Source organism: Micromonospora sp. SCSIO 07396, assembly GCF_053667945.1.
This window is the reverse complement of the sequence record NZ_CM132210.1, coordinates 3699381-3715096: the sequence shown is the minus strand read 5'-3', so window position 1 is coordinate 3715096 and position 15716 is coordinate 3699381. Positions and strand designations below refer to the sequence as shown.

Sequence of the window (15716 nt, the reverse complement as noted above, 5' to 3'; positions counted from 1 at the left end):
CACGCCGGCATCATCAGGTATACCAAGACAACGACCTTCGACAAAGCTGTCGACTGCGGGCCGTCACGCGACGCCCGGGAGGCACGTCAGGCGCTGCGCCGTCGCGTCGCCGACCCGGCCGCGTCGGCCGGTCGCCGCCCAACGGTCGCGGCAACGCGACAGCGACGTCAACGCGAACTCGTCGAAGGGGACCCGTTCGTGGCACGGCTCCTCGGCGGTGAGTTCGCGCAGCAGCAGGAGGCCGGGCTGGCGGCGGTCCGGTGGGGTCGTCGCCAGCACCCGGAAGCGGGTACCGGGCAGGAACAACACCCGGCCGGCCGCGCGATGCGGGCCCTCCGGCTCCAGCAGCCGGGTCCGGCGGGCGGTCATCGACCAGAGCAGGACGTCGACGTTGCCGGGGACGTTCCCGGGTGGCTCGGTCAGCGCGTGGGTGAACCCCCGCTCCGTCAGCGTGTCCCGGGCGGCGACGTCCCGCAGGTCGTCGTCGGGGAGCGTGGCGGACAGGCACACGGCACCCCGGTGCGCCGGGAGCCGGGCGACCCCGGCCGCCACGCACCGGGCGAAGTGCGTCACGTCGCCGGCCGATCCGGCACGTAGCGCCCGGTCCACGGCCTCGCCCGGGGCCGACAGGTACAGACGTACGGCGACCGCGTCGGCCAGCGAGTCGTCGTCCGGGTACAGGCCGGGGTGTTCGGCGAGCAGCTGGGAGATCGCCGGGCGGGCGGCGTCGAACTCCCGGATGTGTTGCCGCCGCAGCCACGACCGTGCCGAGTCGAGCCCGGACGGTCCCAGCGTGTCCGGCGTCGGCGTGGGCTGGAAGCGTACGGGTCGCCGAGTGACGTCGGAGGCTGGTCCGGCCGCCGGTGGTTCCGGCACCACCGGCGAGGTCAGGAACTCCACGGCGGTCGGGGTCGGCACCCCGGTTTCCGCCCTGTCTCCGGTCACCGCCGGCACCCAGGACGGGGACCGGGGCCCGGGAACGGAGGTCACCGCGAGCGCCTCGGCCGGCGCGGGCGTCGCCTCGATCGACCCGCCCGAGGCCAGGTCCGCCGCGGTGAACCGGTAGGTCAGTCCGGCACCGAGGTCTCCGCCGGCGCTGCCGGTGGCCGGTGCCGGCGGGCCGACCGCGACGGCCGACGCGAGCTGCAGGGTGCTGCGGGCACGGGTGGCCGGGTCCAGCCGGGCGGCCAGGTCCTCGGCGAGCTGCCGGAACCGGGCGACCCGGGACGGGGTCGTGTCGTCGACGATGAGGGCGTGCCGGGTCGGATCAGCCGCACGGGCCCTGATCCGGCCGGCGATGCCCGGGGGTTCGTCGGCCCGGATCCACAGCCCGGACGGGACGATCTCGACTACCGCGTCCGTGGCGTAGCGGTACGTCAACGGGCCCACCGGGTCGCCGAGCAGCGCCGGGACGCGGTGAGCGACGATCCGTGGTGGCCTGGCCGGGGCTGCGGGGGCGGGGCGGGGGGTGAAACAGAGTTCCCGGGCGAGGACCTGCCAGCCGAGGCTGCCGTCCGGCGTCACGGTGTGCATGTGCTCGGGCCGCCCGAGGGGCAGGCCGCCGAAGCAGACCACGGGTGATTCCAGCAGGTCCGCGAGCTGCTGGCCCAGCACCTCGCCCGCGGGCAGTTGGACCGGACCGTACTGCACGAACCGGGCGTGTCGCCGGCCGGCGGGGTCAAGTTCGCGCCAGAAGCGGGCGACGTCGTCGAGGGCCAGGGGCGGCGTGCCGGGGCAGCCGAGCACGACCGTCATCGCCTCGGGCCGGCAGGGCAGCGCGGCCACCAGCCACCGCCAGTGGCCGTCGACCGCGACCGGGTCGCGGGTGTCCCGGATCCAGACCCCACCGGGAACGGGCTCGGCGGCGCCCACCGCGCTGGTCGGCTGGAACCGCGCGGCAGCGGCGTCCCAGGGCGGGGCGGGGTAGCGCTGGGACTCCCAGACCGGCCTCCGGCCCGGCAGGTAGCGTACCCAGCCGCTGCCCTCGGTGCAGTGGGCGAACAGGGTGCCGGCCGCCACCTGGACGGCCCTGCCGTGCGGCGTGACGACCGGACGGCGGAGCCGGTCACAGAGCCACTGCGCCGCGAGGGCCCCGGTGTCGGCGGACGCCCCGCACACCACGAGGCGGATGCCGCGCCGGCCGCGCCGCTTGAGCGCCGTGGCGACCGCCCCCCAGGTGCCCACCGGAAGGTCGTGGTGCAGATCGAGTACGACGACGTCGTGGTCGGAATCCGCGGCGACGGCCAGGGCCGTCGACCGGGCCGCGACGCTGATCCGTTCGTCGACGTGCAGGACCAGCGCGTTGCCGAGCCGATGCTGGAAGATCCCCGCTGACGCCGGGGCGCGAAGTCTGCGCACCATTCCCATTCGACTGGTCCCCTCACCAGGCCCACCACCGTTGCGGTCAGTGGAGATTGATCTCTACCGCGCCCAACTTCTCCCCGGCCAGCGCGGCGGCGTTGGCCGCGGCGGCCCGGATCGACTGGGTGATCGCCTGCTGTAGGGCCGTCACGTCGCGGGTGTCGAACACGGCAGGGCTGACCTGTACGGCCTTGAGCTGCCCGAGACCGCTGGCCAGCACGACCACTGTGCCGTCGGCGGAACGGCCGGTGACCAGGGCGTGTTCGAGGCTGGTCTGCGCCTGGCGCAGCCGTCGTTCGAAGGCGCGCCCGGCCTCGACCAGTTCCTCGCGGGTGGGCTGCGGTTGCGGCATGGCGTCTCCTCTCAGCCGATCACGGCGAGGCCGCCATCAAGGCGGGCCGCCCGCACGGCCGGATCGTTGCGGCTGACCAGTCCGTCGAGGTCGGCCAGCGCGAGGGTGCGGGACCCGGTGGTCCGGCTCAGGCTCCGGGAGAGCAGGTGGGCGGCGCGTACGGTGCGCTCGGGCGCCCGCGCGGCCAGCCCGACGAGCGCGGCCCGGACGTCCTGCGGAATCTCGTGCCCCCGCCTGGCCAGGTTCCGCGCCAGCACCTCGGCCAGCTCGGGCACGGTGAGCTCGGGAATGGTCCAGTGCTGCCCGAACACCTCGGGGAGACCGGGTGCGGCGACTTCGAGGCGGGCCAGCGCGGCCGGCTCGACGACCAGGACGACGACCGGGTCGCCGAGCGTGGCGCGCAGTTGCTCGACCAACGCCTCGACGATCTCCGGCGCGCCGCCGGTGCCGTCGTCGAGATAGTCGATCATCAGGGTGCCGCCGGTGGCGTCCTGGAGGGCGGCCCGGAGCAGGCTGTGGACCTGTCCCGGCCACTGCGGCGCGAGGTGCTCGGCGGTCGAGACGCGCACCACCTGGCCGACCGGCAGCAGGCCCAGCTCGGACAGGGCGGCGGCGTAGTGCCGGACGAGTTCGCTGCGGCCGCTGCCGGGCAGGCCGGAGAGCAGGACGTTTCCGTGCCGGCCGGGTGAGCGGCGACGGTTGCGCAGCTCGCACATCTGGAGCAGGGCCGCGCGGACCGCCGCGCGGGTGTCGGCCGCACCGATCAGCCGGCCGATCCGCTGCCAGCTCTGCGCGGCGTCGATCGCGTCGGACGGGTTCCGGCTCTGGTCGGGAGAGCTCTTCTGCTCGACCGGCAGCTCGTCCAGCAGCGCCAGCTCGGGGGCGATGTCCTCGGCGGTGAGCCGGTTGATCTGGGTGTCCTTGGTGGGCGGTGTGACCGCCAACCGGGACGCCTGGTTGTTGATCATCGCCTCGAACAGCTTCCGGGCGACCCGACCGTTACCGAACGTCGAGCTCCTCGGGACCCGCTCGAAGTAGGTGGCCAACCCCTCGACGGCGTCGTCGGTCAGCTCGAAGTAGTGCTTGCGGCACAGATTCGAGGTGATGGTGACCAGCTCGTCGACCGAGTAGTTCGGGAACTCGACGGTCCGGGTGAACCGGGAGGCCAGACCGGGGTTGGACGCCAGGAACTTCTCCATCAGCTCCGAGTACCCGGCCACGATGACCACCAGCTCGTCACGCTGGTCCTCCATGATCTTCATGAGCGCGTCGATCGCCTCCTGGCCGAAGTCCGGGCCCGACCCGCCGGAGCCGGCCGACAGGGTGTACGCCTCGTCGATGAAGAGCACCCCACCGATCGCCTGGTTGACCAGTTCCGTGGTCTTGATCGCGGTCGAACCGATGTACTGGCCGACCAGGTCCGCCCGGGCCGCCTCGATCATGTGGCCCTTGGCCAGGATGCCCAGCTCGGCCAGGACCGCACCGTAGAGCCGCGCGACAGTGGTCTTACCGGTACCGGGCGGGCCGGCGAAGACCAGATGCCGGCTCATCGGCGGCATCGGCAAGCCCATCTGCTGCCGGACCTGCGCCATCTTGATCAGGTTGATCAGCGCGGTGACCTCCTGCTTCACCCCGCGCAGACCGATCAGGCCGGTGAGCTCGCGCAACGGTCCGCTCAGCTCGTCCGGCGTCACCTCGGCGGCGGACGGCTCGTCCGGGGCCCACCGGGGGGCGTACCCGGAGCCGGTGGGAGCCGGTGAGACCGGCGTCGCCGACCGGACGGCCTGCCCGGTGGTCAACGCGGTGATGCTCGGGTGGGCGTCGTCGGCCTGGCGGACGTCCTCGCCCCCGCTGTCCCGAGCGGCACAGCGGACGATCGACACCGGCCCCGTGGTGTCCACGTCGAAACCGGCTGCTCCGCTCTCCAGCACCTCGCAGTCGGTGAAGCTGCCCCGCGAGCCGCGCTCCAACCGGATCCCCACCTGCCGGGCCCGGCGGACCCGCACCCGACTCGCGGTCACCGTGCCGGCCGGCCCGACCCGCAGGCCGTCGCCCAGCACGTCGACGAACTCGGTGTCCTGCACCCGCAGTTCCGCGTTGTCGTCCACCCGCATCCCGGCCCCGTCCAGCACCGCCGACCGCAGGTCCAACGTCGCGCCGGAGCCGACCACCACGCAGGTGGCCGCCGTACCGGTGAAGCGGGCCTCGCGGATGGTGCCGCGCGCCGCCTCCCGCAGGTCGAGCGCGACGGCGTCGGCGACGTCGATCCCCAGGTCGGTGCCGTCGAGGTCGGCGCCGTCGGTGACCAGCACCCCGGACCCGGCGGTGATTGCGGCACGCAGCCGCCGCACGGTCATCGACGCCGCACCGGTCACCACGGCCGCGTGCTCACTGCTGCCCCCGATGGTGAGCCGCTCGAAGCGGGGGGCGCTCCTGGCCTCGATGGTCACCCCCACCGGTGAGTCCGTGAAGACGCAGTCGGTGAAGGTCGGCTTCGCCGCGCCGGTGATGTGCCCGGCGCTGCGCCCGGCGGAGCCGAACGTGCAGCCCTGGAAGGTGGGGGCGGCACCGTCGGCGATGTGTACGGACTGCAGCCGTGCACCGGTGAATGCGGAATCCGTGACGACCACGTCGACCTCGCCGCGCATGAACACGTCGACGTTGGCGCTTTCCCGAACCCGCAGGCGGTTGATCCGGGCGTGACCGCGTTGCTCCACCACGAGAGCCGGCTTGCCGGCACCGGTGATCTCGCACCGCTCGACGACGAGCCGGGCGTCCCCGTTGACGCAGATGCTGTTCGCGCCGGCCCCCTGCACCGTGCACCGGCGCAGCGTCAACGAGCCGATGTCGCTCACCACGACGCCCGAGGTGGCGACGTCGCGGATCACGGTGTCCTCCGCCGTGCTCGCACCGGGCGCCGTCACCACGATCGCGGCACCGGCGGAGGAACTGACCACACAGTTACGTAGCGCGATCGTCCCCTGTAGCCGGGCCAGCAGCGTCACCCAGGCGGCGCCCTCGAACCGGCAGCCGTCCAGGGCGGCCTCGCCGGCGTAGACGTCGACCGCGGCGAGCTTCGGATCGGCGCTCGACAGCGAAATGTCCCGCACCTGGGCGCCCTCGCCGTGCACGGCGAGCACGCTTCCCTCCTCCACGTGCACCTCGACGAGGGCGCCGGGCTCGGCGGCGATGGTGATCCGGTTGCCGACCACCAGTTTCTCGGCGTACCGGCCGGCGTGGACGGTGATGGTGGCGCCCGGCTCGGCACGGGCGACGGCCGCGCCGATGGTGGCGAACGCGCCGGGTTGTCCGCCACCCACTGTCAGCAGCTGTCGGCTCATCGCGCGGTCACCCCTTCCTCCGGGCTTGCGGGCCGACGAGACCGGGTAGCGTGCCGAAGCGGCCGGTCGACGCGGGACCGACGCGGTGCCGGGCGTCCACACCGCCCCACCGGTCGAGGCTGCGGCGCAGGGACGTCCCGGCCAGCTCGTCGAGCGACAGCCGGTTCTGGTCGACGCGGCCGTCGTCGTCGATCTCGTTGACACCGATCTCGCGGAGCAGAATGGCGCCCCGCCGCTCACCGTCGGGTTCTGCCGTGTGCAGGACCTTGAAGTGGGTGCCGGGCAGGAACACCACCCGGTCCTCGACGCGCTCGTCCCCGTCCGGTTCCAACAGGGCGGTGCGGCGGGCGGTCATCGACCAGATCAGCACGTCGGTGTCGCCGTCCTGGCCGGCGCAGGGCGCGGTCAGCATGGTGACGAAGCTCCAGTCGGTGACCAGGCGTCGTCCCCGGTACAGCTGCCACTCCTGCGTGCTCGGCGAGGTGCGCATGACGGTGCTGCCGCGCACCGACGGCAGCCGGGAGAGGCCGGAGACCGCGCACCGGGCCAGGGGGACGTGCGGGCCGGCCGCACCCGATCGCAGGCCGGCGTCGACCCCCGCGCCCCGGTGGGTCAGGAACAGCTGGGCCGCCACCGAGTCGACGAGGATGTCGTCGGCGCTGCCCGTACCGCCGGCCTTCATGCCTGGATGCTCCGACATGAGTCGCGAGACCGAGCTGGCCATGGTGTCGAAGTCCCGGCTCAGGGAGCGGCGTAGCCAGGCCCTCTCCTCCGCCAGCCCGCGGTGCGGCAGAAGCGCGGAGGTCTCCGGCGTCGCCACCGGCTGCAGCCGGAAACGGGACGGTGCGTCCGCCGTCGTCGGTTCACCCGTGGGAACGGGCGTCGTCGTGGGCGGGCCCGCCACCGATGCCGTCGACACCGCCACTGGCAGGGCCGGCGGCGGCGCGGGGGGAACCGGCGCCTCGGCTGCCCGGAACGCGACCGCGGCCGGCGATGCGGACGCGACGGCGGCGGGCACGGTGGCCGGAGCGGAGTCGACAGCCAGATCGGGGTCGATAGCCGGATCGGAAGCGATAACCGGCGGGAGACCGGCCGACGGAGCTGACCCGGCCGGCGCGGCGGGTTCGACCGGCCGGGCTGATGGGGCGGGCGCGGCGGGCCCGGCCGGCGCGGCGGGGGCGGGCGGGGTTGCCGGCACCGGCGGGGCGGCGCGCAGGGCGGCGGCGACTGACGAGAGCGGCCAGCGGGCGGGTGAGCGGTACCCCGGCAGGTGCTCCGGTTCCGGGTTGCCGGGTCCGTCGATCGAGGACTCGGTCGGGATCTGCACCGGGGCGGGCGGAGCTTCCGGCACCGCTGGCACCACCTGGGCCGCTGGCACCACCTGCGCTGCTGGCACCACCTGCGCTGCTGGCACCACCTGCGCCGGCGACACCGGCGACACCGGCGGTGCCGGCGGTGCCGACGCGACGGCGGGCTGTGCCGGCCCGGTCGGCGGCAACGCGACAGGTACGGCGATGGCGGTGACCGCCGAGATCGCCGCAGGTCTGGTGGGGGCATGGGTGGCCCCGTCCGGCGGCGTCGACGGCGACCCGAGCGCCGGCCCCAGGTTCGCCTCGGCCCGGCTGCCCGGCCTGCGCCCCGGCACCAGCATCGAGGCCGGCACCAGCGCGCTGGACTGTCCCACGGCGCGGTCGATCCGCACCGCCAGGTCGGCGGCGAGTTCACGCATCCGGCCCGTCCGCTGCGGCACCGTGTCGTCGAAGACCATGGTGACGTCCGCAGGGTCGAGGGGAGTGGCCCGGACCCGTTCCGCGTTCCCCGGCTCGTCGGCCGGGCGGACCCACAGCCCGGCCTCGATCACCTCCACCACGGCGTCCGGGGCGTACCAGTACACCCGGGGCGCGATCTCCTCCGTCCACTGGAGCGGGGCGCGATGACTGAGCAGCAGCGGTCGGCGGGCCAGCGAGTTGGGGTGCGGCCGGGGCGAGTAGCCCAGTTCCAGGGCGAACGGCGGCCAACCCAGGAGGCCGTCCGCGCGTACCGTCCGGATCTCGAACTTGCCGGGCATGCCGACCGGGACGCCCGGGTAGCAGACGACCCTGGTGGACAGCAGGTCGGCCAGCGTCTGACCGAATAACTCACCCTCGGGCACGCGTAGCTCGCCGTACTGCACGAAGCGGGCGCGCAGCCGGCTGTCCGGGTCCAGGTCGCGCCAGAACCGGACCACGTCATCGAGCGGGAGCGGCTCGGTTCCCGGGCAGCCGAGCAGGACGGTCATCGTCTCGGGATGGCACGGTACGTCGGCGACGAGGCGACCGCGGTGCTCGGCGATGGCGTCAGGCGTCCGTACGCCGTGGATCCACACCCCGCAGGGCAGCGGCTCGATCTCACCGGTGGAGCTGGACGCCCGCCGTTCGGTCGCGGCGCTGTCCCAGACCGGAGCCGGGTATCGCTTGGCGTCCCAGGCCGGCGGCTTGCCGGGCCGGAACCGCACCCAGCCACTGCCCGGCAACGAGTGCACGAACAGCGCGCCGGCGGCCCCCCGGACCAGGTCACCGTCGGGCGCGATCACCGTCCGGTTGAGCCGCTCCGACAGCCACTGCCCGGCCATCGCCGCGGTGTCGGTGCGCTGCCCGCAGGCGACCAGGCGGATGCCGCGCCGACGCCGTGGCAGCACACCGGCCATCGATTCCCAGGAGCCGATCGGGATGCCGCTGCCCAGATCCAGCAGGACCACGTCGTTGTCGGCGTCGGCCACCATGGCGAGCGCGAGGGACTGCGCCTCCCGGCTGATCTGGTAAGGATGGTGCAGGACCAGGGCGTTGCCGACGGTGTGTTGCACCATGTCGCCGGGCTCGCTGCGCCCGACGCGCAGCAGATCTCGGATGGATGCCATCGACGCTACCCCCTAGCAAGACCGTTGACGGCCGTACGACTGAGCACCGGGCCCGGCGGCACCGCCGCCAGCAGACCCTTCGGGAACGGGACGGCAGCCGTCGAGTTGAGCTTCAGCGCGGCGGCAGTGTCCTGGTCGGCGAGGTGGTAGGCGACGCCCTGCTCCGAGATCAGCACCAGCGCGGCGGCGGTCCTGGCCCTGGGCACCGGGCTCACCGTCATCCCGGACCCCGGTTCGACCAGCACCGTGGTCGTGCCGTCGTCGGCGACCCCCGAGGCGGACCGGTCGACGAGCACCAGCTCGCTGCCGACCGTCTGCGCGTCGAACGGCTGCTGCCGCAGACAGAGCACCCGACCGCCAGGGTCCTGCCACCGGTAACCGGTCAGGTCGGGCAACCGGTCGGTCAGGGTACGGTCGCTGGAGCGGGGCGCGGCGGCGACGTCGGCCGCGTCCAGGGACACCGGCGACCCGCCGTCGCGCACCGTGGCCAGGACGAACTCCATCCGGTTGACGGGTGCCAGGCCGTCCTCGCGGAGCACGAAGAGCTGCTCCGTGCCGCCGGACGGCTGCTGCCGGAACAGGGTGCCCACCGGGTGGACGCGACCACCGACCCGGGGGCCCGCCGCGCCCGCGCCCGGAATCCGGGCCGCACCGAGCGTGACACCGGTCGGTAGCTCGGCCAACCAGGCGGCCGGGGCGACGGTCAGCCGCACGTTGGCGGCGTCGAGGGCGACCAGCACCGACTCGTCGGCCATCGGGAACTTGCCCGACCCGGCGAGCAGGTACGTGACCCCGTCCGGCCCGCGGACCACCGCGAAGGTGTCGCGGGTCAACGGGGTGGCGGCGGCCCGTGGGGAGAGGTTCAGGCCCAGCCCGGCACCGGGTGCGTCCACCACCGAGCCCGGCAGGCAGGCCAGCCACGGCCCGTGGGCCAACGCGTCCGCGGTGGGAACGGACTGCGGCGCGTCGGCGATGCCGATCTCCGGGCCGCGTGGCAGGTCCTTCAGCGAGTTACGCGAGATGAGCTTCACCGTGGCCGACGGGCCCTGCAGGAGCATCGCGGAGGTCAGGTTCGGCGTGGGGTGGAGCACGCCGCCCCGGTAGACGTAGCGGACGCCGCTCTCCTTCTCGACCAGGATCACGCCGGCCTGGCGGTAGACCCGGCTGCCACCGGGGACGATCCAGCCGTAGACGGCGAACCCGCCACCGACCAGGAGCACCACGATCACCCCGATCAGCAGGCCGGTCAGGGCCCGCTGCCCGGGAATCCGCGCGCTGGTGGGGTCACCCTCGACGAGCGCCGAACTGAGCCGGCCCGTCATGAAGGTGTGGGCGTGCACGTGGTCGCGTTGGGTCTGCACGGCGGTTACCCGAAGAGCCCGCGGGCCCAGGCGTAGGTGCCGAGCACCTGCGCCAGGATCGGCAGGACGGCCACCCCGGTGGTGACGTCGAAGAACGTCGCCGTGTACTCCCAGAAGGGCAGCATCCGTCGCGGCCAGGGCCGCAGCGCCGCCATCACGAGCGGCACGAGCAGCCCGACGAGCGCGCTGATCAACACCCACCGCCAGGCGGGCGACAACAGATCGGAGAGCTTCGTGATGACCATGAGGTAGCCGACGGTACCGGCGACCACGAGCGCGCAGCGCTGCCAGAGGCAGAGGAAGGTACGCGAGCGCAACAGGATTGCACTGGCGACCACCAGCACCAGGCTCCACCCGGCCCAACCGGGTGCCCCGACGGTGAGGTGGAACAGCACCGGCAACACCAGCGCCGCCGTCACCATCGCGACGGTCAGGTAGGTGTCGGCGTCGTCGGTGCGCTGCCGGACCTGTTCCGAGGTGGTGGGCTCGATGTCGTACGACATATCCTCGCTGGTCTTCGGTAGTTGCGGACCGCGCAGCCGGGACAGCTTCACCGCCATCCGGGGAGCCAGCACGACCACCACGAAGATCAGCAGGATCGCCACCGCGGCGGCCCGCTGCATGGTCATCCCGCTGCCGTCGCGGATCAACAGCACCGCCGTGGTCACGAGCCCGGTCAGGCCGACCACCAGCAGCGGCGCGGCCGGCAGGTGGGGGGCGAAGGTCCAGCGGGCGAGCAGCAGGACCGCGGCGACGGCGAGGATCGTGACGGCTGCGGCGAGCACCGCCGTGCCGGTCACCCTGACACTGCCCGGGTCGCCGTCGACCGCGCTGGACGCGGCGACCGCCGCGAAGCCGGCCGCGCCGCCGCCGAAGAGCAGCGAGAACGCGCCGTCGTCCAGCTGGCGACCGCAGAACAACGCCGCGACCAGGAACGCGACGCCGAGCGTCCCGGCGGCCACGACCTGTGGCAGAACCGGCGGGTTCGCGGTGAGCACCGTGGCGACGGCACCCATGACGGCGACCGACAGCAGGATGAACAGCGTCCGACGGTACTCGGGCTGCCATCGGTCGGGGCGACGGTTGACGACGGTGGCGATGCCGTCGGCGAGGTCGTCGAAGTCCAGCTCGGGTAGGGGGTCCTCGGCGGGGCGCAGGTGCAGTTCCTCGCCTTCGAGCCAGTCCAGGCTCTCCGGCGTGCCGGCCAGCTCGAACGGGGGTTGACCGAGGCGCTGCAACACCCAGACGCCGTCGCCCGCGCCCGGGTCCCCGCGCGGGTCACCCTCCGTGGTGTGCTGCGCCAGCAGCGGCAGCAGGGCGGCCACCGTGGTGGTTGCCGGGACCGCCAGGTCGACCCTGCGGGCCGGACCGACAACGGTGATCCGGCAGAGTTCGGCGCTGAGCGTGACACCCACCGCTGCTCCCCTCATGTGACGTGTCCGGTCTGGATCAGCTTGACGCTGCGGCGGGTGGCCAGTTGGGCCCGTCCGGGTGGGAGTCGGCGTGGCGCCGCCTCACCGAGGAACTTGCCCTCTTCCTTCGGGTACGACAGCAGCGCGGCCGGGGTGCCGAGTTCCCACATGCGGCGCAGGACCGGGTCCATCATGGCTCGCATCGCCCCCGAGGTGCTGCGGGCGACGATCACGTGTAGTCCGATGTAGACCCCCTGGGCGAGCATCGGCAGCACCGGATCGAGCGCGGAACCCGGAGCGGACGAACGGGTCATCAGGTCGTAGTCGTCGACGATGACGAACAGCTCCGGCCCCTCCCACCAGTCGCGCCGGCGCATCCGCTCGGAGGAGATCTCCGGCCCGGGCACCCGACGGTTCATCGAGACGGCGGTCTGCCCGGCCAACTCGTGGAGCCGGTCGCCGGTGAAGCCGAACCCGACCTGGTAGTCGGCGGTGATGGCGGTGTCGAGGTCGCGTCGTGAGTCACCGAGGACGACCTTGGCCTGAGCCGGCGTGTAGTGCTGCTGGATGGCCCGCAGCACCAGCCGGAGCAGGTTCGACTTGCCGGTCTCGTTGTCGCCGAGGACCAGCAGGTGCGGGGTGACCATGAAGTCGTGCCACACCGGGGCCAGCCGTTGTTCGTCGCGCCCGATGCAGACCTTGAAGGCCGGTTCCGGCACCGGCAGGCTTTCCACCGGCAACTGGGTGGGGAGCATCCGGACGCCGGGCGCGGCCGGTCCGGTCCAGAACGTGCTGATCTCCTCGACCGTCGCCTTGGTCGCCTCGGCGAGGTCCGCCACCGACGAACTGCCGTCCATCCGGGGGAGCGCCCCGAGGAAGTGCAGGCCCTCGTTGGTCAGGCCCCGCCCCGGCTGGGACGGCACGGTGGCCGCCCGGCGTGAGCCCACCTCGGACTCCATCGAGTCCGCGAGCCGTAGCTCCAGCCGGGTGCCGAGCAGATCCCGCAGCCAGGTCCGCATCTCCGACCAGCGGGTGGTGGAGACGATCACGTGGATGCCGAACGACAGCCCCCGGGAGGCCAGTTCCTGGAACCGGGTCTCCAGGTCGCTGAAGTCCTGCTTCATCGTGTACCAGCCGTCGACGACCAGGAACACGTGCCCGTACGGGTCGTTGATCTCGCCCCGGGCCCGGGCCGCCAGGTAGCTGCTGATCGAGTCGAGGCCACGGTTGGTGAACTCGTACTCGCGCCGCTCCATGACCTGCCAGACCTCCTCGATCGTGCGGACCACCCGGTCGCGTTCCATCCGGGTCGCGATGGAGCCGATGTGGGGCAGCCCGGCGATCGAGGCGAGACCGCCACCGCCGAAGTCGAGCCCGTAGAACTGCACCTCGCGCGGGGTGTTCGTGAGCGCCAGCGCGAGGATCACGCTGCGCAGCAGCGCGGACTTGCCGCTCTGCGGAGCTCCGGCGATGCCGACGTGCCCGTCCGCCCCACCCAGGTCGATGGTGAACAGTTCCCGCAGCTGGTCGGCGGGACGGTCGACGATGCCGACCGGCACCCGCAGCCGTCCCTGCGCGCTCGGGTCGTCCACGGTCATGCCCCGCACCGGGTCCGGTACGACGCTGGGCAGCAGCGTGTCCAGGCTGGGCGCGGTCGACAGCGGCGGGAGCCACACCTGGCGGGCCGGCGGGCCGGAGCCGGCGATCCGGTCGAGCAGCACCTCCACCAGACTCGGCCCGGTGGCGTTCTCGGTCGGTGACGGCTCGGGTTCGTCGACCGGGTCGGCAGCCCGGGTGCGACCCGGATCGTGCCGGACCGCGACCTGCCGGGCGGTGAACGCAACGACCTCGGCCTCGATCCGTTCGCCCTGGTCGTCCCCGCCGTCGGTCAGGCCGTTGCCCTGGTAGGGCCCGGAGACGTAGGCGGACTTGAACCGGACGAGATTGCTGGTGTCGATCTTCAGGTAGCCGTTGCCGGGCTCGGGCGGCAACTCGTAGGCCTTACCGACCCCGATCACCGACCGTGACTCCATCGACGAGAAGGTGCGCAGGGCGAGGCGGTACGACAGGTGGCCCTCGACCCGGTTGATCCGCCCCTCGTCCAACCGTTGCGAGGCGAGCAGCAGGTGCACCCCGAGTGACCGGCCGAGCCGGCCGATCGAGACGAAGAGATCCATGAATTCACTCTTGCTGGAGAGCAGCTCGCTGAACTCGTCGACGATGATCAGCAGGACCGGGAACGGCACCAGTTGGACGCCGGCGGCGCGGGCCTTCTCGTAGTCGAACAGCGAGGAGTACCCGCTGGCCCGCAGCATCTCCTGGCGGCGGGTCATCTCCCCGTTGAGCGCGTCCTGCATCCGGTCGACGAGCGGCAGCTCGTCGGCGAGGTTGGTGATCACGGCCGAGGTGTGCGGCAGCTTCTCCATCCCGAGGAAGGTCGCCCCGCCCTTGAAGTCCACCAGCACCAGGTTGAGGATCTCCGACGAGTGGGTGGCGGCCAGCGCGCAGACCAGGGTCCGCAGCAACTCGCTCTTACCGGAACCGGTCGCCCCGATGAGCAACCCGTGCGGTCCCATCCCGCCCTGTGCGGACTCCTTGAGATCCAGCTCGATGACCTCACCGCCCTCGGTGACGCCGATCGGCACGGTCAGCCGGTTACGTTGGGGGGCACGGGTGCGCCACAGTGCCGCGACGTCGAAGGTGTGCGCGTCCCGGATGCCGAGCAGGGTGGTCAGTTCGAAGTCGCTCTCCAGCGGCTCCTCGACCACGTCGAGGGTGCCGCTGGTGCGCTTGGGGGCGATGATCCGGGCCAGTGCCTCGCACCCGGCGACGTCGAGGCGGTCCCGCGCCGCCGATCCGGTGGTCTCGCCGGCGGGGAACACGACCTGGTCCCCGTCCAGGGTCAACCGCAGCACCCTGGGCCCGCCGGGCAGCTGGCCGGTCAGATCCAGCAGGACCACGTTGCGGATGCCCGCGCCGAGCAGCCGTGAGCTGTCAGGTACGTCGGTCAGGTGCGCGATGATCACCACGAACGGCTCGGTGGCCGACGGCCGCGCCTCCCGATCGTGATCGCCCCGGTCGGTGATCTCCGGGCCGAGCAGGTCGGTCAGCTCCTCGTGGCTGCCGGCGAACATCCGCACCGGGCCCGCGGCGTCGAAGGCGGTCGGATGGGCGTTGTGTGGCAGCCACTTGACCCAGTCCCACGCGCCCCGGTGGACCTCCGGTGCGAGGACCGCCACCCGCAGGTCGTCCGGCGCGTGCAGGGTCACCATCGCGGCCACCATGGCGCGGACCAGGTCGACGGCCGCCGTCGCGTCACCGGAGAACTCGACGCTGGTGAAGCTGCGCAGGCCCACCGAGGTCGGGACGCCGGAGACCGTCCGGTACGCCTCGGAGAAGCGGCGCAACGAGATCGAGGCGAGTGGTTCGAGGTCCTCGATCGGCTTGGTCTGCGGGGGCGTGAAGCGCAGCATCGCGTCCTGTCGGCCGAGTCCGATCCGCACCCGGCCGAAGTCCTCGTGGCTGGGCCGTCGCTCCCAGAGTCGGCTGCCCATCGCCACCGACCAGAGCCATTCCGGCTGCGGGTTGTTCCAGATCACCGCCTGGCGTTGCTGTTCGGCGGCCTTGCGTGCCTGCCGGCGGAGCTGGGCGACGTACCGCAGGAAGTCACGGCGCTCGCCGCGCATCTGCCGCTTGCGCTCGGCCGCCGCCCGGCCGACCTGCATCACGCCCATGATCAGCATCCCACCGGCCATCGCCCCGCCCATCACGTACATCACCGGGGCCCGGCTGTAGAGGCCGAACATGGCTATCATTCCCCCCATACCGAGACCCATCGGCATGATCATGGCGAACGACCGGAAGTCGAGCGGCGCCTCCTCCGCCATCAACGGCGGCTCCTGTAGTTCGACCTGCCCGCCCGGGGCCTCCGGGCCGCTCGCGCGGGGCGGACGCTTGACCGTGACCGTGCTCATGCCGGCGTACCGTCGTCAC

7 protein-coding genes are annotated in these 15716 nt (G+C 72.8%); all 7 read right to left on the bottom strand.

Going from position 1 to position 15716, the window contains the following annotated elements; all coding sequences use genetic code 11:
• Positions 1-63: 63 nt before the first annotated feature.
• Genes ACWCHM_RS15905 through eccCa form a run of 7 tightly spaced genes read right to left on the bottom strand, consistent with a single transcriptional unit; the run spans position 64 to position 15697 of the window.
• Positions 64-2358 carry a hypothetical protein gene (locus tag ACWCHM_RS15905; protein WP_454222968.1) on the bottom strand — a complete coding sequence of 765 codons (2295 nt, stop codon included), beginning with the start codon at positions 2356-2358 and terminating at the stop codon, positions 64-66.
• A gap of 46 nt (positions 2359-2404) precedes the next feature.
• Positions 2405-2713 (bottom strand): YbaB/EbfC family nucleoid-associated protein, encoded by a 309-nt coding sequence (locus ACWCHM_RS15900; RefSeq protein WP_454222966.1) that lies wholly within the window; start codon positions 2711-2713, stop codon positions 2405-2407.
• Positions 2714-2724: 11 nt separating this feature from the next.
• Positions 2725-6054 (bottom strand): right-handed parallel beta-helix repeat-containing protein, encoded by a 3330-nt coding sequence (locus ACWCHM_RS15895; RefSeq protein WP_454222965.1) that lies wholly within the window; start codon positions 6052-6054, stop codon positions 2725-2727.
• A 7-nt stretch (positions 6055-6061) separates the two neighbouring features.
• Complete coding sequence (locus ACWCHM_RS15890; protein WP_454222964.1) at positions 6062-8950, bottom strand: hypothetical protein; 2889 nt, start codon at positions 8948-8950, stop codon at positions 6062-6064.
• 5 nt (positions 8951-8955) lie between these two features.
• On the bottom strand, positions 8956-10311 hold the full coding sequence (eccB, locus tag ACWCHM_RS15885; RefSeq protein ID WP_454222963.1) for a type VII secretion protein EccB: 1356 nt from the start codon (positions 10309-10311) through the stop codon (positions 8956-8958).
• A gap of 5 nt (positions 10312-10316) precedes the next feature.
• Complete coding sequence (gene eccD / locus ACWCHM_RS15880; RefSeq protein WP_454222961.1) at positions 10317-11726, bottom strand: type VII secretion integral membrane protein EccD; 1410 nt, start codon at positions 11724-11726, stop codon at positions 10317-10319.
• A gap of 11 nt (positions 11727-11737) precedes the next feature.
• Positions 11738-15697 carry a type VII secretion protein EccCa gene (gene eccCa, locus ACWCHM_RS15875; protein WP_454222960.1) on the bottom strand — a complete coding sequence of 1320 codons (3960 nt, stop codon included), beginning with the start codon at positions 15695-15697 and terminating at the stop codon, positions 11738-11740.
• Positions 15698-15716: the final 19 nt, after the last annotated feature.